Source organism: Streptococcus parasuis (assembly GCF_021654455.1).
GTDB classification, from domain to species: domain Bacteria; phylum Bacillota; class Bacilli; order Lactobacillales; family Streptococcaceae; genus Streptococcus; species Streptococcus parasuis.
The window spans coordinates 1,236,830-1,257,421 of sequence record NZ_AP024276.1 but is presented as its reverse complement, the minus strand read 5'-3'; the positions used below and the strand labels follow the sequence as shown (position 1 = coordinate 1,257,421).

At 39.2% G+C, this 20,592-nt stretch carries 21 protein-coding genes; 17 read left to right on the top strand and 4 right to left on the bottom strand.

Features of this window, described 5'->3' with window-relative positions:
- Nucleotides 1–42: 42 nt before the first annotated feature.
- The 4 genes from zwf to L6410_RS06325 all read right to left on the bottom strand — a co-directional run bounded on the left by zwf (nucleotide 43) and on the right by L6410_RS06325 (nucleotide 3,470).
- Nucleotides 43–1,527: a glucose-6-phosphate dehydrogenase gene (zwf, locus tag L6410_RS06340; protein WP_024397320.1), complete on the bottom strand. Its 1,485-nt coding sequence runs from the start codon at nucleotides 1,525–1,527 to the stop codon at nucleotides 43–45.
- Nucleotides 1,528–1,604: 77 nt separating this feature from the next.
- Nucleotides 1,605–2,420 carry a TIGR03943 family putative permease subunit gene (locus L6410_RS06335; RefSeq protein WP_237395127.1) on the bottom strand — a complete coding sequence of 272 codons (816 nt, stop codon included), beginning with the start codon at nucleotides 2,418–2,420 and terminating at the stop codon, nucleotides 1,605–1,607.
- Complete coding sequence (locus L6410_RS06330) at nucleotides 2,417–3,322, bottom strand: permease (RefSeq protein WP_237395126.1); 906 nt, start codon at nucleotides 3,320–3,322, stop codon at nucleotides 2,417–2,419. Before L6410_RS06330 ends, L6410_RS06335 begins: the two co-directional genes overlap by 4 nt.
- 1 nt (nucleotide 3,323) lies before the next feature.
- On the bottom strand, nucleotides 3,324–3,470 hold the full coding sequence (locus tag L6410_RS06325; RefSeq protein WP_172024885.1) for an SPJ_0845 family protein: 147 nt from the start codon (nucleotides 3,468–3,470) through the stop codon (nucleotides 3,324–3,326).
- A 123-nt stretch (nucleotides 3,471–3,593) separates the two neighbouring features.
- Here L6410_RS06325 and ligA point away from each other — a divergent pair, with 123 nt between their 5' ends.
- From ligA to L6410_RS06240, 17 genes are all read left to right on the top strand, one after another.
- Complete coding sequence (gene ligA / locus L6410_RS06320; RefSeq protein ID WP_237395125.1) at nucleotides 3,594–5,552, top strand: NAD-dependent DNA ligase LigA; 1,959 nt, start codon at nucleotides 3,594–3,596, stop codon at nucleotides 5,550–5,552.
- A gap of 12 nt (nucleotides 5,553–5,564) precedes the next feature.
- On the top strand, nucleotides 5,565–6,608 hold the full coding sequence (locus L6410_RS06315; RefSeq protein ID WP_024392332.1) for a diacylglycerol kinase family lipid kinase: 1,044 nt from the start codon (nucleotides 5,565–5,567) through the stop codon (nucleotides 6,606–6,608).
- A 134-nt stretch (nucleotides 6,609–6,742) separates the two neighbouring features.
- Nucleotides 6,743–6,943 (top strand): F0F1 ATP synthase subunit C, encoded by a 201-nt coding sequence (locus L6410_RS06310; RefSeq protein ID WP_024392331.1) that lies wholly within the window; start codon nucleotides 6,743–6,745, stop codon nucleotides 6,941–6,943.
- A 36-nt stretch (nucleotides 6,944–6,979) separates the two neighbouring features.
- Nucleotides 6,980–7,696, top strand: a complete 717-nt coding sequence (gene atpB / locus L6410_RS06305; protein ID WP_024392330.1) for a F0F1 ATP synthase subunit A — start codon at nucleotides 6,980–6,982, stop codon at nucleotides 7,694–7,696.
- A 14-nt stretch (nucleotides 7,697–7,710) separates the two neighbouring features.
- Complete coding sequence (gene atpF / locus L6410_RS06300) at nucleotides 7,711–8,217, top strand: F0F1 ATP synthase subunit B (protein ID WP_237395124.1); 507 nt, start codon at nucleotides 7,711–7,713, stop codon at nucleotides 8,215–8,217.
- Complete coding sequence (locus tag L6410_RS06295) at nucleotides 8,218–8,751, top strand: F0F1 ATP synthase subunit delta (RefSeq protein WP_237395123.1); 534 nt, start codon at nucleotides 8,218–8,220, stop codon at nucleotides 8,749–8,751.
- Complete coding sequence (gene atpA / locus L6410_RS06290; RefSeq protein WP_032512110.1) at nucleotides 8,748–10,268, top strand: F0F1 ATP synthase subunit alpha; 1,521 nt, start codon at nucleotides 8,748–8,750, stop codon at nucleotides 10,266–10,268. Before L6410_RS06295 ends, atpA begins: the two co-directional genes overlap by 4 nt.
- Nucleotides 10,269–10,279: 11 nt before the next feature.
- On the top strand, nucleotides 10,280–11,158 hold the full coding sequence (locus tag L6410_RS06285) for a F0F1 ATP synthase subunit gamma (RefSeq protein ID WP_024392326.1): 879 nt from the start codon (nucleotides 10,280–10,282) through the stop codon (nucleotides 11,156–11,158).
- Nucleotides 11,159–11,179: 21 nt separating this feature from the next.
- Entirely contained in the window at nucleotides 11,180–12,586 is a 1,407-nt protein-coding gene (gene atpD, locus L6410_RS06280; RefSeq protein WP_024392325.1) for a F0F1 ATP synthase subunit beta, read from the top strand.
- A 9-nt stretch (nucleotides 12,587–12,595) separates the two neighbouring features.
- The gene (locus L6410_RS06275; RefSeq protein WP_024392324.1) at nucleotides 12,596–13,012 is read left to right on the top strand and encodes a F0F1 ATP synthase subunit epsilon; all 417 of its coding nucleotides are present in this window, start codon (nucleotides 12,596–12,598) and stop codon (nucleotides 13,010–13,012) included.
- Between the two features lie 767 nt (nucleotides 13,013–13,779).
- Nucleotides 13,780–14,097, top strand: a complete 318-nt coding sequence (locus L6410_RS06270; protein WP_172019166.1) for a DMT family transporter — start codon at nucleotides 13,780–13,782, stop codon at nucleotides 14,095–14,097.
- A 6-nt stretch (nucleotides 14,098–14,103) separates the two neighbouring features.
- Entirely contained in the window at nucleotides 14,104–14,991 is an 888-nt protein-coding gene (locus L6410_RS06265) for a carbohydrate ABC transporter permease (RefSeq protein ID WP_237395122.1), read from the top strand.
- A 9-nt stretch (nucleotides 14,992–15,000) separates the two neighbouring features.
- Entirely contained in the window at nucleotides 15,001–15,852 is an 852-nt protein-coding gene (locus L6410_RS06260; protein ID WP_237395121.1) for a carbohydrate ABC transporter permease, read from the top strand.
- 34 nt (nucleotides 15,853–15,886) lie between these two features.
- The gene (locus L6410_RS06255) at nucleotides 15,887–17,209 is read left to right on the top strand and encodes an extracellular solute-binding protein (protein WP_237395120.1); all 1,323 of its coding nucleotides are present in this window, start codon (nucleotides 15,887–15,889) and stop codon (nucleotides 17,207–17,209) included.
- A 13-nt stretch (nucleotides 17,210–17,222) separates the two neighbouring features.
- On the top strand, nucleotides 17,223–18,746 hold the full coding sequence (locus tag L6410_RS06250; RefSeq protein WP_237395119.1) for a CehA/McbA family metallohydrolase: 1,524 nt from the start codon (nucleotides 17,223–17,225) through the stop codon (nucleotides 18,744–18,746).
- Nucleotides 18,743–19,480 carry an HAD family hydrolase gene (locus tag L6410_RS06245; RefSeq protein WP_172019170.1) on the top strand — a complete coding sequence of 246 codons (738 nt, stop codon included), beginning with the start codon at nucleotides 18,743–18,745 and terminating at the stop codon, nucleotides 19,478–19,480. The genes L6410_RS06250 and L6410_RS06245 overlap by 4 nt, the downstream gene beginning before the upstream one ends.
- Nucleotides 19,481–20,587, top strand: coding sequence for an ABC transporter ATP-binding protein (locus L6410_RS06240; RefSeq protein ID WP_237395118.1), 1,107 nt, complete (start codon nucleotides 19,481–19,483; stop codon nucleotides 20,585–20,587). It begins immediately after the preceding gene.
- Nucleotides 20,588–20,592: the final 5 nt, after the last annotated feature.

Sequence of the window (20,592 nt, the reverse complement as noted above, 5' to 3'; positions counted from 1 at the left end):
CTCCGAAAAAAACTGGATTACTCCAGTTTTGTACATGATTTATTATAGGAGTCCACGCTCATGATACCACACTTCAGGTGTCCAGACCCACTTGCATCCGTAGTGATCTAGTAAATCAAAGGCGGCCTGTGGCCCCATTGTACCAGCAGGATAGGTATGCAATGGAACTTGATTACTTGACCAAATATCGATGATCCGGTCAATCAAACTCCAACTTGCTTTTACTTCTTCCCAATGGCTAAAATTAGTGGAATCGCCATTTAAGACATCGAAAAAGAGTTTTTCATAGGCTTCAGGTGAATTGCCAAGAGCAGTAGCATTGTGACGGAAGTTGAGCTTGGCAGGAGTAAGGGCAAAGTGCGAACCAACTTCTTTTCCATTTATGGATAACATAAAGCCTTCAGTAGGCTGAATATAGATTGTCAATACGTTTGCTTCAGAAGGCTGACCAAAAATATCTTCAGCATGTTTAAAGGTAATTGTAACACGAGTTCCTTTCTCGGTTAGTCGTTTACCTGTACGGAAGAAGAATGGTACATCGCGGAAACGGTCTGTGTCGACAAAAAAGACACCGCTAGCAAATGTTTCAGTCTGTGAACCATCGGCAATATTTGGTTCATCTAGGTAGCTGACATAATCTTTCCCATCAATTGAACCTGCAGCATATTGGCCACGAATAAAGTTTTGTTTCAATTCTTCATCAGTTTGATGGCGAAGATGTTGGAAAACCTTAATTTTCTCAGCGCGAACATCTTCTTCTTTGAAACTAGCTGGTTTATCCATTGCTAAAAGTGACAGAACTTGAAGTGCGTGATTTTGTACCATATCTTTTAATGCACCAGAATGATCATAGTAGCCACCACGGTCCTCAACCCCGATTGATTCAGCGAAAGTAATTTGGACATTATCGATATAATCACGGTTCCAGATATGCTCAAAAATAATATTGGCAAACCGAACTGCAAAGATATTTTGCACCATTTCTTTCCCTAAGTAATGGTCGATACGATAGATTTGGTTTTCATTAAATGCAGCAGCCAACTCATCATTGAGCTTCTCAGCAGTGGCAAGACTGGTTCCGAAAGGTTTTTCAATAATCAAGCGTTCAAAACCTTGTCCGTCAACAATTTGCTCAGATTTGAGATGTTTAGCAATTGTACCGAAAAATTCAGGCGCCATAGAAAGGAAGAAGACCTTGTTATGCTGTGTGTCGTATTTTTCACACAAGTCGTCCTGCAATTTACGTAATGCTACATAATGCTCTGTATCATTAACATCATGGCTTTGATAGTAGAAATGGCTGGCAAATTCATGGGCTTGGCGTGGAGTATCTGGTAAGTCTCCAAGTGATTCAATAACAGTTTGTTCAAAAAATTCTTTGGTCCAAGGTCTTCGAGCTGTACCAATAACGGCAAAGTTTTCTCTGATATGTCCAGCCTTGTAGAGACGGAATAATGATGGATAGAGTTTGCGTTTGGCAAGGTCGCCACTAGCACCAAAAATAGTAAACAATACATGTGATGACATAATTTCATTCCTATCTGTTGAGTATAAAAACTATTATAGCATAAATTGTCAGAAAATTCACTTTTAAGTCGAAATTATTAGAAAACACGGTAAACATATGGAGAGTCTGGTTGTTCAATCTGGACAATAGATTGCAATTCTAAAGTTGGAAGATTTTGTTTCAATGAGGTATGGTAAGAAACCCTGATTGTGCCTTTGGCTTTAACCCAGGTGTTATTTGAAAATGGAGTATCAGAACCAGTAGAGAGCAGGCCATATACCCCTGAGTCTGCAATGCAGTGTATAATTCCGAAGCGGAAGATGAATTGTTGATGAGCATTGTCAGGATCATTATAGACAAAACCTACCATCTCAACAGTTTTTCCTGAAAATTCCGTAGGATAGTCATAGATTGCCTCCATCACCTCCATGTAATTTTCACTAGTGACAATAATCTGATCTTCAGCGAGGTAGTGATTGGCAATTTCACGCATCTGACTCTGATAGGCAGATTTTGTAAAATAAATAGAACTGTCTGGTTTGAGATACTGAACTGTCGTTCCTTCTTGCGTCTGAGTCATCGCATCATTCTCCGCAGCTAACGGGAAATGGTAGCCTTTTGCTGCGACAGTAGTTGAATCCAAGTTGACGGTCGGGAAAAGCCAGGCAACTAAAAGTGGTATCAATAAGAGGGCTACACTGGCAAACTTGGCTGATTTCTTTGACAAATGGCTGTGTGTCTCTATCTCTTTCACCCAAATATACAATTGTACAATAGCTAATATAAAGGACAAAGCCATAGATAGAAATGCTAAGTAACTATAGTGTAAGTTAATATATTGGTCTAATTTTCCAGAGACATAAAGATACATGGTCATCTCAAAATAGCCTGCAAGAATTAAAAATCGAATCATGCCATACCTCCAAGTAGGAGACTATACCCTAGAATGACTAGAGTTATAACCGAGATAAATCCAATAATAAATTTACCTGTAAAGTAATGTTTCATCATGAGTAAATTTTTTACATCAATCATTGGTCCGATGACCAAGAAGGCCATTACCGGAGCAAAGCCAAAACTTGATAAAAGAGATGCAGCGATGAAGGCATCTGCCTCTGAGCAAAGGGAAAGAAGAAACGCCAGTAACATCATCAGCAGAATGGCAGATAATGGATTGTGGCCAATGGTCGTGAGTACTGCAGTTGGAATATAAACCTGAACCAAACTAGCAAAAAGGCAACCGAAAACCAGATAGCGGCCCGTATCAAAAAATTCATTAATAGCATGAATAAGTGCAAAACCGACTTTTTGCCAGCTTGTCTTATTGGAATAATCATGTTGGTGATGGCTTATTTTATTTTCTTTCAGTATCGGATTTTTCACAAAGAAACCTAGAATGATCCCCAAAACAACGGAAACTAGGATTGCTCCTAAGGCACGATACGTGGCAAAAAGCATAGAATTACCAAATGCAGTATACGTTGCAAATAGTACAATGGGATTGATTACAGGAGCAGTAACTAGAAATGGGATAGCTGTATATTGGGGAACTTTTTTCTCCAATAATCGATTGACAATTGGAACAATCCCACATTCGCAGGAAGGAAAAATAAAACCAATAAAGGTGCCAAATAAAATGGCAAGAAACCTATTTTTGGGAAGGAGTTTATGTACTTTTTCAGGGGTGATAAACACATCGATAAAACCAGAAATCAATGCTCCAATCAAAACAAAGGGTAGGGCTTCAATGATAATAGACAGGAAAATAGCCCCCGCCTGCAGGACGGAGGTAGGCAGTTGATTAAAACCAAACATACTATTTATCATCCTGCTTCAACTTGTTTTTTCCGGAATTTATTTTTGATTTTGGATCGGGATACTCAATTTCTTCTAGATTTTCAAATGAAGCAAATTCTTCAAGCATTTTTTCTAAATCATCTTGTCGTTTATATGTTACAGCCATGGGGCACCTCCAAAAATTCTATATGCTCATTATACCTTTTTTACCCAAAAATATCTAAAAGAATCTGATTGATTTGAAGTCCAAAATATACTTAGCAACTTCAAATCATGTTATAATACTCTTATGGAAACAAGAATAGCAGAATTAGTTAGCTTGCTGAATCAGTATGCTAAAGAATATTATCAATTGGATAGACCAAGTGTATCGGATGCCGAATACGACCAGCTCTATCGTGAGTTAGTTGAGCTTGAAACAGCACATCCAGAACTGATTTTACCAGATAGCCCAACCCATCGAGTGGGTGGGAAAGTTTTAGATGGTTTTGAGAAATATAGCCATGTTTATCCTCTTTTTAGTCTGCAGGATGCTTTTTCGCGTGCAGAATTAGAAACATTTGATCAGCGTGTACGCAAGGAATTTCCACAGGCAAGTTATATTTGTGAGCTGAAGATTGATGGTCTTTCCATCTCCCTTACCTATGAAGCTGGAAAACTTGTTGTTGGAGCTACACGCGGGGATGGTAGTATTGGTGAAAATATTACTGAGAATTTAAAACGTGTAGCTGATATTCCTTTGACCTTGCCCGAGGCGATTGATATTACCGTTCGAGGGGAATGTTATATGCCCAAAGCTTCTTTTGCTCGTGTTAACAAACAACGTGAAGAGGCTGGAGAAGCTGAGTTTGCTAACCCTAGAAATGCCGCTGCAGGAACCCTCCGTCAATTAGATACATCTGTCGTTGCTCAACGTGGACTTGCTACCTTCCTTTACCAAGAGGCGAGTCCATCTGATGTAGTCAGTCAATCAGAGGTTCTTCATAAGCTAGATACTCTTGGTTTTACGACAAATCACGATTATCATTTGGCAAATACCATTGATGATGTGTGGGAGTTTATTGAAAAAATGGCAGAGCGCCGAGATGATCTCCCCTATGAGATTGATGGCATAGTCATTAAAGTAAATGATTTAGCTGCACAAGAAGAGTTGGGTTTTACGGTCAAGGCACCACGATGGGCTGTTGCCTATAAATTCCCAGCCGAGGAAAAGGAAGCTGAAATCTTGTCGGTTGATTGGACTGTTGGTCGTACGGGTGTCGTAACTCCAACTGCAAACCTAAGTCCTGTTCAACTGGCAGGAACGACGGTCAGTCGAGCGACCTTGCACAACGTAGACTATATCGCCGAAAAAGATATTCGTATTGGTGATACAGTTATTGTATATAAAGCAGGAGACATTATTCCAGCAGTGCTGAAAGTGGTGGATAAGTATCGTACCATTCAAGAACCGATGCCTATCCCAACTATCTGTCCAAGTTGTGCTGGTATCCTACAACATTATGAAGATGAAGTTGCCCTGCGCTGTATCAATCCTTTGTGTCCTAGTCAGTTGATGAGTAAGTTGGAACATTTTGCTAGTCGTGATGCCATGAATATTGCAGGATTGGGAACGTCTATCGTTGAAAAATTGTTCTTGTCACAATTAGTTCATGATGTTGCAGATATTTATCAATTAACAGTCACAGATTTACTCACTCTAGATGGGTTTAAGGAAAAATCAGCTGAAAAATTATATCAAGCAATCCAAAGTTCCAAAACAAATTCAGCCGAGCGTCTCTTGTTTGGTTTGGGAATTCGTCATGTTGGTAGCAAAGCAAGTAAAATATTATTGGAAAAATTTGGTGATTTAGAATCGTTAGCAAAAGCTGATCAAGATACTATTGCCTCGTTAGAAGGATTAGGACAAGTCATTGCAAAGTCAATTACAACTTATTTTGCTAGCCAAGGAGCTCAACAACTTTTAGACGAACTTAAGGAAGTTGGGGTAAACTTAGCTTATCTTGGACAGGTAGCGGATGAAAATGCTGCCTTATCCGGTATGACAGTTGTATTAACGGGCAAATTGGAAAGAATGAAACGCAATGAGGCTAAGGCTAAATTAGAATCCTTAGGAGCGAATGTAGCTGGCTCAGTTTCTAAGAAAACAAATCTTGTTGTCGCAGGAACGGATGCTGGTAGTAAATTGGTCAAGGCACAAGAACTTGGGATTGAAATAAAAGATGAGGCTTGGCTAGAAAACCTTTAAAAGGAATGAACGATGAAAAAAAGAAAACGTGCGCGATTGATTTATAATCCGACTTCGGGTCAGGAAATTATGAAAAAAAATGTAGCAGAAGTATTGCACATTTTTGAAGGTTATGGATATGATACGTCTGCTTTTCAAACTACTCCTGAGCCAGATTCTGCAAAAAATGAAGCAAAAAGAGCCGCACTTGATGGATTTGATTTAATCATTGCTGCAGGTGGTGATGGTACTATTAATGAAGTGGTCAATGGCATTGCTCCACTTGAAAAAAGGCCTAAAATGGCTATTATTCCTACTGGAACAACAAACGACTACGCGCGTGCATTGAAAATTCCAAGAGGAAATCCAGTCGAGGCAGCAAAGATAATTGGCAAGAAGCAGACCATTTTAATGGATATTGGCTTAGCAAAAAATAAAAAAAATGGTACTCAACAAGAGCATTATTTTATAAATATTGCAGCTGCTGGAACCTTGACTGAGCTTACTTATAGCGTTCCAAGTCAGCTTAAGACGATGTTTGGCTATTTGGCATATGTGGTAAAAGGGGCCGAGTTGTTACCAAGAGTTCAATTTACACCAGTTCGAGTGAAGCATGATCAAGGGGTGTTTGAAGGATCTGTATCCTTAATTTTTGTAGCCCTTACCAACTCAATTGGAGGTTTTGAACAAATTGTTCCAGATGCAAAATTAGATGATGGCAATTTTACACTATTGATGGTTAAAACAGGCAACTTATTTGAAATTTTGCATTTAATTCGTCAGGTTTTAGATGGTGGAAAACATATCGACAGTAACTTAATTGAGTACATTAAGACTAAGAGTTTGTCAATAGAAAACCTTCAATCTACAAACAGATTGATGATTAATTTGGATGGTGAGTTTGGAGGGGATGCGCCAGTTGAACTGGAGAATTTAGCAAATCATATTGAATTCTTTGCAGACACAGACCTTGTATCAGATGATGCCATCACACTCGATATGGATCAAATCAATCGAGAAAAAATGGCTAAACGATTTATTGAAGAATCTGATCATATGGATGAAACTATTAAATAGGAAGAAAAGATGAAAAGTCTTTTCTTTTTTTTTAGAAATGCGAATTAAACGCTTCCAATAGCGATATTTTCTTGACAAATAGGTGTTTTAGGAGTATCCTTACATGGTATTAAATTTTAAAAGGAGAATTCGTTATGAATTTAGGCGCATTGGCCCTTGGTTTGGCCTGTCTTGGTGTAAGTATCGGTGAGGGACTTTTGGTAGCTTCTTATCTTAGTTCGTCTGCACGTCAACCAGAAATGCAAAGTAAATTGATGTCTGGTGTTTTCTTGGGTGTTGCCTTTATCGAGGGAACTTTCTTCGTCACTTTGGCTATGACGTTTGTCTTGAAATAGTAGAAAATAGAGAAATAGAAAAGGGGGGAACCTCAATTGGAAGAAACTTTAAGTCCAACCCTTACCCTTGGTCCCGTAACCTTTGACCTGACCATGGTATTGGTTTCAGTCATTACCATTTCGGTTATTTTCTTACTTGTGTTTTGGGCTAGTCGTCGGATGGAACTTAAGCCAAAAGGAAAACAAAATGTTTTGGAATATGTTTACGAACTAACCGTCAACTTTACAAAAGGAAACCTTGGTGATGAGGAAGCAAAGCGCTATTCTTTGTTTTTCTTTACAGTTTTCACTTTTCTTTTGCTTGCCAATAATTTGGGATTAATGACGAAGTTGGAAACACCAGAGGGACAAAATTTGTGGACTTCTCCAACGGCTAATATGGCATACGACTTTGGTCTTGCTGGTATAGCAATACTTTTTTGCCATTTTGAAGGGATTCGCCGCCGTGGCTTTAAAGAATACCTTAAATCTTTTGTGACACCTTGGGCGATGGCTCCAATGAATATTTTGGAAGAAGTGACCAATCTTGTGTCGCTTGCTCTTCGTTTATATGGTAATATTTATGCCGGTGAAGTGCTTGTTTCTCTTCTTCTACAATTATCTCAACAAAATGCATTTGCATACCCAATAGCCTTTGTTCTAAACATTGTTTGGACAGGTTTCTCTGTATTTATTTCATGTTTACAGAGTTATGTATTTGTTATGTTGGTATCTATGTATCTGAACAAGAAAATCAATGGAGAGAGTGAGTAAGAGAGGGATAAATAATGACGACACAAATTACAATGCAGGCAAGTACTGTACTAGGAAATTTTATCCTCGTTACAGCATCTTTTGCAGTTTTAATTATTTTAATTCGTGTATTCGCTTGGAATAAAATTACTGGAATTTTTGAAGAACGTGAAAATAAGATTGCAGGTGATATTGATGCGGCTGAAGAAAAATTAGCAGTTGCAGCTGACCTAGTGAAACAACGCGAAGATGAATTAGTGCAGGGCCGTATTGAAGGACAAAAAATCATTCAAGACGCAGTAGAACGTGCTAAATTGGAGAAAAAGCGAATTCTTGAACAGGCTGAAGTTGAAGTGGAAGGCTTGAAAACAAAAGCACAAATGGAAATTGAAGCTGAAAAACGTGAGGTTCAAGAAACACTTCGTGTTCAGGTTGCTAATTTGGCAGTTGATATTGCAGGAAAAATTATTTTTGAGGATTTAGATCAACAGGCACACAGCAATTTGATTGATCGGTATTTGGACAAATTAGGAGACAAGTAGATGAACGCTAGAGAAAATGCCCTCGTGCAAAAATATGCTCTATCATTTGTTGAAAAAGTCAGTGACAGTTCAGAAATTTGGAACATGTATGATCAGATTTCTGAGTTGATAGCTATCATTCATGATAGTAAATTGAACCGTCTCTTATTGTCGGCTACAGTTTCAAGAGAAGAAAAAGCAGCTTTTGTACGCACTGTTCGTCAATCTAGTTATTGGCAAATCAATGATTTAATTGAAGATGTGATTCGAGATGGACATGCAGATTTACTTCTGGAAACTCTTGAACGCGCTCAACTTCAAATCAGTAAATTAAAAAATGAGTTTGATGCATATATTGCATCAGTTTATCCATTAACGGAACAACAAAAATCTCGTTTACGTCAATTAGTCGAGGAACGGTTTGGTTTGCGTGTCCGTAATATTGTTGAAGAACAGGATGCTTCATTATTGGGTGGTTTTGTTTTGACCATTAACCATAAAGTAATTGATGCAAGTGTTCGTACACAATTAAAGGATGTTAGAAAAAAACTATAGAAAGTGGTGTTCTTTTGATAAATGCACAAGAAATTAGCGCTTTACTAAAACAACAAATCGAAGAGTTTCAACCTGACTTTGATTATACAGAGACTGGTGTAGTTACCTACATTGGTGATGGTATTGCACGTGCGCAAGGTCTTGATAATGCCATGAGTGGAGAGCTATTAATTTTTGAAAATGGCACCATTGGTATGGCTCAGAACTTGGAGACAAATGACGTCGGTATCATTATTCTTGGCGGATTTACAGATATTCGTGAGGGTTCTGTTGTCCGTCGTACAGGTAAAATCATGGAAGTACCGGTCGGGTCTGGATTGATTGGTCGTGTCATTAATCCTTTGGGGCAACCAGTCGATGGATTGGGCGAAATTCGTACAAGCAAAACTCGTCCGATTGAAAATCCTGCACCAGGTGTTATGCAACGTAAATCAGTAACTGAACCCCTTCAAACTGGTCTTAAAGCGATTGATGCCTTGGTACCAATTGGTCGTGGACAACGTGAGTTGATTATCGGTGACCGTCAAACAGGTAAAACTTCTGTAGCTATTGATGCTATCTTGAACCAAAAAGGTCAAGATATGATTTGTATCTATGTAGCAATCGGTCAAAAAGAATCTACAGTTCGTACTCAAGTAGAAACACTTCGTCAATATGGCGCGTTAGATTATACTATTGTTGTGACAGCATCTGCTTCACAACCATCTCCATTACTTTTCTTGGCACCTTATGCTGGGGTTGCAATGGCGGAAGAATTTATGTATGAAGGCAAACATGTTTTGATTGTCTATGATGATTTATCAAAACAAGCGGTAGCATATCGTGAATTGTCTCTCTTGCTTCGTCGTCCTCCAGGTCGTGAAGCATATCCAGGGGATGTATTCTACTTGCACAGTCGTTTATTGGAACGTTCTGCAAAAGTTTCTGATGAATTGGGTGGAGGTTCCATTACAGCCTTGCCATTTATTGAAACACAAGCTGGTGATATCTCTGCTTATATTGCGACTAACGTGATTTCCATTACAGATGGACAAATTTTCTTAAAAGATGATTTGTTTAACTCTGGTATTCGTCCAGCGATTGATGCCGGATCTTCTGTATCACGTGTTGGTGGTTCCGCCCAAATTAAAGCCATGAAAAAGGTTGCTGGTACCCTTCGTATCGATTTGGCTTCTTATCGTGAATTGGAAGCATTTACGCAATTTGGTTCTGATTTGGATGCAGCAACACAAGCAAAACTCAATCGTGGTCGTCGTACAGTGGAAGTTTTGAAACAACCATTGCACAAACCACTTCCAGTTGAAAAACAGGTTTTGATTTTGTATGCTTTGACAAATGGATATTTGGATTCAGTTCCGATTGATGATATTTTAGCATTTGAAGAAGAGTTGTATGCATACTTTGATTTGCACTATGATAATCTTTTGGATGTCATTCGTACAACGAAAGATCTTCCAGATACGGATGAGTTGAATACTGCTATTCAAACATTCAAAGACCAATCAATCTTTAAATAAAGGAGTCTAGGATGGCAGGTTCTCTTAATGAAATTAAATCAAGAATAGCATCAACCAAGAAAACCAGTCAAATCACAGGTGCCATGCAGATGGTTTCTGCATCAAAGTTGGCGAAATCAGAGCAGTTGGCGAAATCATTTCAGATTTATGCTAGTAAAGTTCGGGCGATTACGACGGATTTGTTACGTGGTGAACTAATGACATCAGATACTAGCAATCCGATGCTCATTCGGCGTCCGATTCAAAAAGTGGGTTATATTGTCATCACCTCAGATAGCGGTTTAAAAGGTTCTTATAATTCTAGTATTTTAAAAGCTGTTATGGAAATGATTGATCAGGACCATCAGTCAAATGAAGAGTTTGAGATTATTGCTATTGGGGGGATGGGTGCTGATTTTTTCCGTGCACGTGGTATCAACCCTGTGTTTGAATTACGTGGAATTGCTGATAACCCTAGCTTTGAAGAAGTCCAAAAAATCATTTCTAAATCTGTAGAAATGTATAAAAATGAGCTGTTTGATGAACTTTATGTTTGTTACAATCATCATGTAAATAGTTTGACTAGCCAGGTACGTGTACAGCAAATGCTTCCTGTTGAAGATTTAGACCACAATGAAGTAGATGGCTATACGGCGACATTTGAATTGGAACCAAATCGTGAAATGATATTGGACCAATTGTTGACTCAATATGCAGAATCAACCATTTACGGGGCACTTTTGGATGCTAAGACTGCTGAAAATGCTGCTGGTATGACTGCGATGCAGACTGCGACAGATAATGCGAAGAATGTTATTTCGGATTTAACAATTCAATACAATAGGGCGCGTCAGGCTGCTATTACTCAGGAAATCACTGAGATTGTTGCCGGCGCATCAGCTCTTGAGTAGGTTAGAAAAAGAGGAAATAGAATGAGTTCAGGTAAAATTACTCAGGTTGTTGGTCCTGTTGTAGACGTCGCGTTTGCAGCAGAAGATAAACTTCCTGAGATTAACAATGCACTTGTTGTATATAAAAATGATGATTCTAAACAAAAAGTTGTGCTAGAAGTTGCACTGGAGCTTGGTGACGGGGTTATTCGGACAATTGCTATGGAATCAACTGACGGTTTGACTCGTGGAATGGAAGTGCTTGACACAGGTCGTCCGATTTCAGTACCAGTTGGTAAAGAGACGCTGGGTCGTGTCTTTAACGTTTTAGGGGATACAATTGACCTTGAGGAACCGTTTCCGTCAGATTTTGAGCGTGAACCGATTCACAAAAAGGCTCCTTCTTTTGATGAATTATCGACTTCAAATGAAATTTTGGAAACAGGTATTAAAGTTATTGACCTTTTAGCTCCTTATCTTAAAGGTGGTAAAGTTGGACTTTTCGGTGGTGCCGGTGTTGGGAAGACAGTTCTTATCCAAGAATTGATTCATAACATCGCTCAAGAACATGGTGGTATTTCTGTATTTACTGGTGTTGGTGAGCGTACTCGTGAAGGGAACGACCTTTACTGGGAAATGAAAGAGTCTGGTGTTATTGAAAAAACAGCCATGGTCTTTGGTCAGATGAATGAGCCACCAGGTGCACGTATGCGTGTTGCCCTTACTGGTTTGACGATAGCTGAATATTTCCGTGATGTTGAAGGTCAAGACGTTCTCTTATTTATTGATAATATTTTCCGTTTCACTCAAGCAGGTTCAGAAGTGTCAGCCCTCTTGGGGCGTATGCCTTCAGCCGTTGGTTATCAGCCAACCCTTGCTACTGAGATGGGACAATTGCAAGAACGGATTACTTCAACTAAGAAGGGTTCTGTAACTTCTATTCAGGCGATTTACGTTCCTGCGGATGACTATACTGACCCTGCTCCAGCAACAGCGTTTGCCCATTTGGATTCTACAACCAACTTGGAGCGTAAGTTGACTCAATTAGGTATTTATCCAGCGGTTGATCCATTAGCATCATCTTCTCGTGCCTTGGCTCCTGAAGTTGTAGGTGAGGAGCACTATGCTGTAGCGATGGAAGTAAAACGTGTTCTTCAACGTTACCAAGAATTGCAAGATATTATTGCCATTCTCGGTATGGATGAATTGTCTGATGAGGAAAAGACTTTAGTTGGTCGTGCACGTCGGATTCAATTCTTCTTGTCTCAAAACTTTAACGTTGCTGAACAATTTACAGGTATGCCAGGTTCCTACGTTCCTGTTGCAGAAACCGTTAAAGGATTTAAGGAAATTTTAGATGGTAAACATGATCATTTACCTGAAGATGCTTTCCGAAATGTTGGTTCAATTGAGGATGTAGTCGCTAAAGCTGCTAAAATGAAATACTAGAGGTGGCATATGGCACATATGACTGTTCAAGTAGTGACACCAGATGGAATAAAATATGATCACCATGCAGCCTTTGTTTTGGTTAAAACCAAAGAGGGGGAATTGGGGATTTATCCAGGTCACTTAGAATTGATTGCTGTTTTAGAAATTGATGAGATGAAAGTACGTCGTGTTGATGATGAAAACCACGTGGATTGGATTGCAGTCAATGGTGGTATCATCGAAATCAATAAAGATTTGATAACAATTGTCTCTGATTCTGCTGAGAGGGAACGAGACATTGATATTAGTCGTGCGGAACGTGCGAAGTTACGCGCAGAGCGTGAATTAGAAGAAGCTCAGAACGCTCGAAATATTGATATGGAAAAACGTGCCGCAGTTGCACTTCAACGGGCAATCAACCGTATTCGTGTTGGGAAACATTAAGACCTATGGGATTGGACCTTGTTCCGTCCGTGATAAGCGAACTTAGGAAAAATTGTATTTTATAAGTCGAAGAGTGAATGGGATTGGGCATAAGTTTAGTCTCACATCGCTCTTTTTATGATGTATTTTTTGTAGAAAATCAGTTGCGGCTGTAAAAGTTTAAGAGCAGTGGTGTGTTAGTCTCCTATCTTTTTTAGAACTTATAGGCCCAATATATGGAGAATAACAGATAAGACAGACAAGTGTGATAATACTTCACACGTTGCTTGCCCTCAAGTTAAAATAGTTGCTAAAAAGCTTCAAAATCTATGATTTTGAGGCTTTTTACTATGCAGGAATATTTTACTCCGATACATCAAAAATGCAGAATGAGAGGACTTTTTTGCTAATAATCCAGGTCAGTAGCAGAGAGTTGGTTTTGATTTCTTGTGAGTAATGGAACCTATATTTTCAAGTAAAGTACTTGATGTAAGGAATAGTTTTTCGCTCATCAAGGCTGTTTTTTGAGGGAATAGTCACTGTATTTTTTAAAAAAACGAACGGGGAGTAGCTTAAAAACTAACCTTAGATGGAAGTGCAAACTGTGAATACAGACTCTTATATTGTTTTACTGAATAGTGACACTTAGAGATAAAAATTTCAGGTAATGTAAATTTTTTATCAGATTACTTTAAAATTTTTGTGATTTACAAGAAATTTACCTGATTCCCATAATTGATTCACAAATGTTCGGTAGAATGTGAGTATGTTTATTGAAAGGAGCATATATGAATTTTGTTTATCTGGTCATATCTATTATAGCAGAACTGTTTGCTACATCTTATTTACGGGAGACTAAGGGATTTACAAATTTAGGACCATCACTTATTTGTGGTATTGCTTATGTTGTGTGTCATTATACTTTTTCCAAGGCGATTCTTTCACTTAATCTAGGAGTGGCATACGCCTTGTGGTGTGGCATAGGTATACTTGTAACGACCATAGTCTCTTACAGTATCTATAGGGAACATGTATCTTGGCCTAGCTTAAGTGGCGTTGCTTTGATTTTACTTGGAACCATCTTGGTTAACTTAGGAGGGTATTGATAATCTATGAAGCAAATAGCTATTGATAAATTTAAATCTCTTGGCATTGTTCTATTGTTCACGTTGCCAGCAATGATTCCATTGTTTGTTTTTTGGATTTACCCAATTGTTCGATCGCTGTGGTTAAGTTTTACCAACTGGAATTTTATGACTCCTGATTATGATGTTATTTTTTGGGAGAACTACCGAGATTTATTCAGTGACAGTCGATTTTATGAGGCCTTAAAACATACGCTTCTTTTCACGGTTGGAACAGTATTACCGACTCTAATGTGCGGACTCTTACTGGCCTTATTACTTCAGAAGCCATTTAAAGGAAATTCATTTTTCAAGTTTGTATTATTCTCACCATGGGTTACCCCAACGGTTGCTATTTCTATTGTATGGACATGGATATTTCAGCCGAAAGATGGATTTGCTAATCAGATTTTAGGATTTTTTGGTTCGCCAGGATTGGATTGGATAGCGAGTTCTGATACTGCTATGTTGTCAGTGATTATTGTAACAGTTTGGAAAAGCTTGGGCTACGCAATGATTTTTTACTTATCTGCGTTAGAAAAAGTACCGCAGGAAATCTATGAAGCTAGTAGCTTAGATGGGGCCAAGTCCTGGAGGCGTTTTATTGATATGACCCTACCATGTATTTCGCCCACAACCTTCTTTTTGATGATTATTACAACGGTAAACTCTTTGCAAGCTTATGATCAGATTCAAATTCTAACTCAAGGTGGTCCATCGGGGAGTACAAGAACCTTATTATATTTGTATTATCAATTAGGTTTCGAAGAATTTAAGATGGGTCAGGCGACAGCAGTCGCACTTGTTATGGTAGTTATAACTGTGGTATTATCGTATATCCAGTTTTTCACTTCCAAAAAATGGGTTCATTACTAGGGGGACGAAATGCAGACAAGGTATCAGTTATATATAAACTATCTGAAGCAAGGAATTTGTTTCCTACTTTTGACCGCCATTTCGCTATATACCGTATTTCCGTTTCTATGGATGGTGGTTAGCTCCTTAAAAACCAAGTCAGAGGTGCTAGATGGTAGTCAATTTCTCCCAGCAGTACCGCGAATAACAAATTATCTGGAAATATTATTTGATTCGCCCATTCTGACCTACATACTCAACAGCCTATGGACCTCTCTGTTAATTGTATTTCTTCAAGTATTAACTGGTGCCATGTTGGCTTACGCCTTAGTATTTTTATCCTTCCGAGGACAGAAATTTATATTTATTGTCGTGATGGGAACTTATATGCTACCTGTGGCAGCAACTTATATTCCTAGTTATATTATTTTATCAAAAGGGGGGATGTTGAATACATTTACAGGTCTAATTATCTCAAGTACGATAAGCATTTTTGGGATATTTTTACTCCGTCAAGCCTTCATGCAGGTACCAAAAGCTTTGGTTGAGGCTGCTAGAATGGATGGGGCAAAACATTTCAGAATCTTATGGGAGATTGTCTGTCCTGTTACAAAGTCATCTTTTATAACATTTGCTTTAATGAGTTTTATCTCTGCTTACAATAGCTATATGTGGCCATCATTGATTACAAATGATCCGAGTAAATACTTGGTTTCACAAGGGTTGAGACGCTTCTTTATAGAGGGCGGTGCCTATGGAACTGAGTGGGCAAAAGTGATGGCTGCTTCTAGCGTTATTGTTATACCGATTTTGATAATTTTTGCTTTTACGCAAAAATGGTTCATCAACGGGATTGGCGGAGAAACTGGCGTTAAGGGCTAATAGCCTTATTAAGAAATAGAACAAAGGAATTATTATGAAAAAGAAAATTGCGTCCATATTATTAATGACAACTGTTGCTTCATCTGTTTTGTCCGCATGTGGGACAAATTCCTCTACCAACTCGCAGTCTTCTGCTGGTTCAGAAGCGGGGAATAAGGTTGAGGTTGAGTTCTGGTATGCTGGTGGTAAAACAGCTGTTACTGTTGTTCAAGAGATTATTGATGAGTACAATGCGTCACAAGATATCTATTATGTAAAAGCTGTAACCCAGGCAGATTATGGGGAAACTTACGAAAAATTGCAGGCTGGAATTGCTGGTAATGCTGCACCAGATATGGTGTTAATCTCTCCAAGTGCTGGACGGACATTGAATGAAAGTGGGCTTCTGGCTGATTTGAATGCCTATCTGACAGAAGATGTAACTGTTAAGGAAGAGGATTATCTGGAAGTTTTTGCAGAACAGGGATTGTCGGAGTCGGGTGCTCGCTTCGGTCTGCCTGCTTATGGAACAACTCAGGTTTTATATTATAATATTTCAGCATTTGAAAAGGCAAATATTGATCCAAACTCGATTGCTACATGGCAAGATTTGGCAGCAGCAGCTAAGGCCATTAAGGCCACGGGAGAATTTACATATGGCTGGGAACCGATGTGGGGACCGTACAACTTGATTGATGCTTCCCTAAGTAATGGAGCGAAGATGTTCAGTGAAGACGGTAAAACAGTAACGATTAACTCTGAAGAATGGGTTAGCGTCTGGGAATCGTTTAGAACTTGGATTCATGATGATGAAATTATGGCTGTCAATTCAGGTGGTCAAGGTTGGGAGTACTGGTACAATACCATTGATGATGTATTGGATAATACTGCTGGTGGTTATACGGGTTCATCTGGTGATCAGGCTGATTTGGATTTTAATATTGTCCAGGCGATGGAGCAACCAGCATGGGATGAGGATTCGGCATCCGCACCAGCTGCAGATGCCTTGTTATTTAGTGTAGTAGAAACATCCTCCGAACAGGAAAAAGCAGGAGCATTTGAATTTATTCAATTTTTCACAAATATTGAAAATCAAATCCAATGGACTAAGGAAGTCGGTTATGTAGCAGTAAACAAGGACATTGCTACAAATGAAGAGTATCTTTCGTATGTTAAAGAACATCCTCAAGCACTGGTTCCATTTACACAGGCGAGTCACGGTTCTGTGCTTCCAATCGATCCGACTGGTGGAGCAATTTATGATGCCTTGACTGTTGCTGCAGATCAAGTCGAATTAGAAAATATCCCAGCACAAAAAGCCTTGGACTCAGCTCAAAAAATAGCTCAACAGGCGTTGGATAAGGCATTGAATGAATAAGAAAGGGTGATATATGAGCCATACATTAATGTTTGAATTGCATGATAAAGTACCAATCAAGCAAGTAGGGGCCTTCTTTGTTCCTCAGAATTGTTCGGGAATTAGTTTCACACATACCATTGATACTCCTTATAGCATGCTGGTTATTTTAATGATTCGGGACAATCATGGGCGGTTAAGGTTTCAAAAGCAACTCGGTCACAGTAGCAAGACAGTCTATTTAGGAGAGACCGCAGAATATACAACCATTGGAGGCATTCCAGGAAAAATAAATTCTGGGCAATGGACATTGGAATTTATTTTCAATCAGGAATATGGAAAATATTTCGACGGAAGCCATATTCATTCCTGTATTGAAATTCAGTTTTCTGAGGGTAGAAATGAGACGGAGATGATTGATGGTCCAATCTGGGTTGATGAGAATTTTAACTACAGCTTTTTGGAACCGAGTAAGATCTACCAGAGGGGGACGAAATGGTACAAGGGGGATTTTCATACCCATACCCAATTATCGGATGGGAGGGATTTGCCACGGTCGGTTGTAGAAAAGGTCATTGCAGAGCAGAACTTAGATTTTTACCTTGCGACCGAGCATAATCTTTTGCATACTGGTTGGCCTGAAACATCCCTAATGGTCTTACCAGGTATAGAAATTACGACAGGACAGGGTCACGCTAATTTATTTGGACTGACAAAACGGCCAGAATCGTTGGATGCACTGATTTTGGCTCACCAAAAAGAAGATGTGTTGCAGGCCTTGGATGAGCTAATAGCTGAGGCCAAGGATAATGGTTGGTTGTTTTCAATTAACCATCCCTTCTTATATCTTTGGAAATGGCTTCATGATACATTAAGTTTAGACTTGTTGGATTGTATTGAGATTATCAATGACCCAACGTATGAGCTAGAGGAAGATGCGAATGGAAGATTAGCCAATCAGCAAGCTGTAGAGTTGGCAGATTTATTCTGGTCGCAAGGTTACCGTATTTGTGCAATCGGTGGAAGTGATTCTCATATGGTGAAAGGGGAACGCTATCCAAGTTCGAAATTTTCATCCATACCTGGGGATCCAGCAACGTGGGTGTATATGGAAAATCTTACTCCGAATAATCTCTACTCTGCACTGAGACAGTGCCGTGCTTATGTCACTCGTTTCAGTAGCCTGGACTTTGAAATTATTCAACGAAGTGCGAAAGAGGTGAATCTTGGCACGCTGTCTTTCGGTGATCAACTTCATGCAGAATGTGCATTTCTGGATTATAGGCTTTCCTTAAAAATGGATTTTGATGAGGCGTTGCTATTTTGCTATATAGATGGCCAAAAAGTCGAACTCACCACCGAGGTCAGTACTGAGGGAGTCTATACTGCTTCTGGACGGATTACGCTGAATGAAGCCTCCTATCAGTGGATTCGGTTTGGGGCTACGAATCAAGATGGTGATTTTAGGTTCTATGGAAATGCCCTGACGAAAGGCCATCGGGTGCCTGATATAAGAACCTTCCGTCAGGCAAAAGAAAAGCTAGGAATTTCTGGATGATTAAAGGGATATTATTTGATAAAGATGGCACTATAATTGATTTTTTCAAGGTCTGGCAACCAGCAGTTAGGCCTGTTCTGATAAATCTATTATCCTTCCTTGATCTTCCACCTACAATGGATAACATACTTCCTTTGGAGGAGGCTATTGGTATCAAAAATGATGTACTTGATCCGGAAGGGGCCTTGGCTTGGAAACCTTATGAACAGATTGCTGCCGATTTAGCAGTTATACTTGAAAAAGAGCGACCTAATCTGGAGATTGGGGCATTGCAGATGTTGCTAGAACGGTATTTTTCAGAATATTTCCAGACCATCACAGACTACCCTGTGTTTACCGATATGTCTGTATTGTTTGAAGAATTAAGAAAAAGGAAAATCAAAATCGGTATAGTTACGACAGATAACTCGGATGCTACACAGGATTGTTTATCAAGCCTTGCGATTGAGAAGTATGTCAGTTATTGTGCAACAGCAGATAGTGGTCACCCTATCAAACCGAGTGAGCGTCTGTTTCGAGATGTACTGAGGGAGTGGCAACTAACTTGTGAAGAAGTTGCAGTGGTAGGTGATACGCCAAATGATATGCGTTTTGCATTGAATGGTGGTGGGGTACCGATTGGAGTGTTAAGCGGGGTAGGAACGTATAAGTCGCTCAGTCACTATACAGATACGATTATTCCATCTTTAGCTGAGTTGTTAGAGTTTATTGATAGAAGAAATGAGGAAATATAGGTGGCAAAAATAGAATTAAGAAATATCGTCAAGGCCTATGACAACCATATAGCTGTCCATAATTTTAACTTGGAGATAGCTGATAAAGAATTTATCATTTTTGTGGGTCCTTCTGGTTGCGGGAAATCAACGACTTTACGGATGATTGCAGGTTTAGAAGATATTACCTCGGGAGAACTGCTGGTGGATGGGGAAACCATCAACCATATCAGTCCAAGTGACCGAGATATTGCGATGGTTTTTCAAAATTATGCCTTATATCCGCATATGACAGTCGCCCAAAATATTGGCTATAGTCTCAAAATCAAGGGACTTAAGAAGCAAAAAATTAAGGAAAAGGTAGCAGAAATTGCAGATGTATTAAGTTTGACACCGTACCTAAATAGAAAACCATCTCAATTATCGGGTGGACAAAAGCAGCGGGTGGCCATGGGCAGAGCAATGGTTCGACAGCCTAAACTATTTCTAATGGATGAGCCATTATCAAATTTGGATGCAAAGCTACGAGGCCAGATGAGAGTGGAGATTGCCAACCTTTATCAGCAACTAGACTCTACATTTATTTATGTAACACATGACCAGACGGAAGCTATGACATTAGGAACTAGGATTGTAGTGATGAAGGACGGTGTGATTCAACAGGTTGACACTCCTCAGAATCTCTATCACAATCCAGCAAATTTGTTTGTCGCAGGGTTCATTGGTACCCCTCCGATGAATTTCATTGAAGGGAGCTTGTTAGAAACAGATCAAGGATTGGCAGTTGAGGTTGGTCAAATGTTGCTCTTATTAACTAGCGATAAGGAAACAGTGGTAGTCAATAGCGAAATGGCAGGAAATCAAGTAATCGTAGGAATTCGTCCGAATAATATTGTTGTATCCAGAGATTTAACAATTTCTAAGGCAGTAGAAGGCAGGGTGGAAGTTTATGAAATGTTTGGAGATGATGCCTTCTTGCATATTCATCTTGCAGCTACAGATACTCAGATTGTTGTAAAAACGGATTCCTTAGAGCCATTTTCTATTGGAGAACAAGTGAGTGTAAGAATACTGGAAAACCATCTCCATCTATTTGATAAGGAAACGGGGATAGCGATTGTAAATTGAGTATG

What these genes read in the sequence shown, in the direction of transcription:
- zwf (WP_024397320.1), bottom strand. Translation starts at nt 1,527, where the DNA reads ATGTCATCACATGTATTGTTTACTATTTTTGGTGCTAGTGGCGACCTT.
- L6410_RS06335 (WP_237395127.1), bottom strand. Translation starts at nt 2,420, where the DNA reads ATGATTCGATTTTTAATTCTTGCAGGCTATTTTGAGATGACCATGTAT.
- L6410_RS06330 (WP_237395126.1), bottom strand. Translation starts at nt 3,322, where the DNA reads ATGTTTGGTTTTAATCAACTGCCTACCTCCGTCCTGCAGGCGGGGGCT.
- L6410_RS06325 (WP_172024885.1), bottom strand. Translation starts at nt 3,470, where the DNA reads ATGGCTGTAACATATAAACGACAAGATGATTTAGAAAAAATGCTTGAA.
- ligA (WP_237395125.1), top strand. Translation starts at nt 3,594, where the DNA reads ATGGAAACAAGAATAGCAGAATTAGTTAGCTTGCTGAATCAGTATGCT.
- L6410_RS06315 (WP_024392332.1), top strand. Translation starts at nt 5,565, where the DNA reads ATGAAAAAAAGAAAACGTGCGCGATTGATTTATAATCCGACTTCGGGT.
- L6410_RS06310 (WP_024392331.1), top strand. Translation starts at nt 6,743, where the DNA reads ATGAATTTAGGCGCATTGGCCCTTGGTTTGGCCTGTCTTGGTGTAAGT.
- atpF (WP_237395124.1), top strand. Translation starts at nt 7,711, where the DNA reads ATGACGACACAAATTACAATGCAGGCAAGTACTGTACTAGGAAATTTT.
- L6410_RS06295 (WP_237395123.1), top strand. Translation starts at nt 8,218, where the DNA reads ATGAACGCTAGAGAAAATGCCCTCGTGCAAAAATATGCTCTATCATTT.
- L6410_RS06285 (WP_024392326.1), top strand. Translation starts at nt 10,280, where the DNA reads ATGGCAGGTTCTCTTAATGAAATTAAATCAAGAATAGCATCAACCAAG.
- atpD (WP_024392325.1), top strand. Translation starts at nt 11,180, where the DNA reads ATGAGTTCAGGTAAAATTACTCAGGTTGTTGGTCCTGTTGTAGACGTC.
- L6410_RS06275 (WP_024392324.1), top strand. Translation starts at nt 12,596, where the DNA reads ATGGCACATATGACTGTTCAAGTAGTGACACCAGATGGAATAAAATAT.
- L6410_RS06270 (WP_172019166.1), top strand. Translation starts at nt 13,780, where the DNA reads ATGAATTTTGTTTATCTGGTCATATCTATTATAGCAGAACTGTTTGCT.
- L6410_RS06265 (WP_237395122.1), top strand. Translation starts at nt 14,104, where the DNA reads ATGAAGCAAATAGCTATTGATAAATTTAAATCTCTTGGCATTGTTCTA.
- L6410_RS06260 (WP_237395121.1), top strand. Translation starts at nt 15,001, where the DNA reads ATGCAGACAAGGTATCAGTTATATATAAACTATCTGAAGCAAGGAATT.
- L6410_RS06255 (WP_237395120.1), top strand. Translation starts at nt 15,887, where the DNA reads ATGAAAAAGAAAATTGCGTCCATATTATTAATGACAACTGTTGCTTCA.
- L6410_RS06250 (WP_237395119.1), top strand. Translation starts at nt 17,223, where the DNA reads ATGAGCCATACATTAATGTTTGAATTGCATGATAAAGTACCAATCAAG.
- L6410_RS06245 (WP_172019170.1), top strand. Translation starts at nt 18,743, where the DNA reads ATGATTAAAGGGATATTATTTGATAAAGATGGCACTATAATTGATTTT.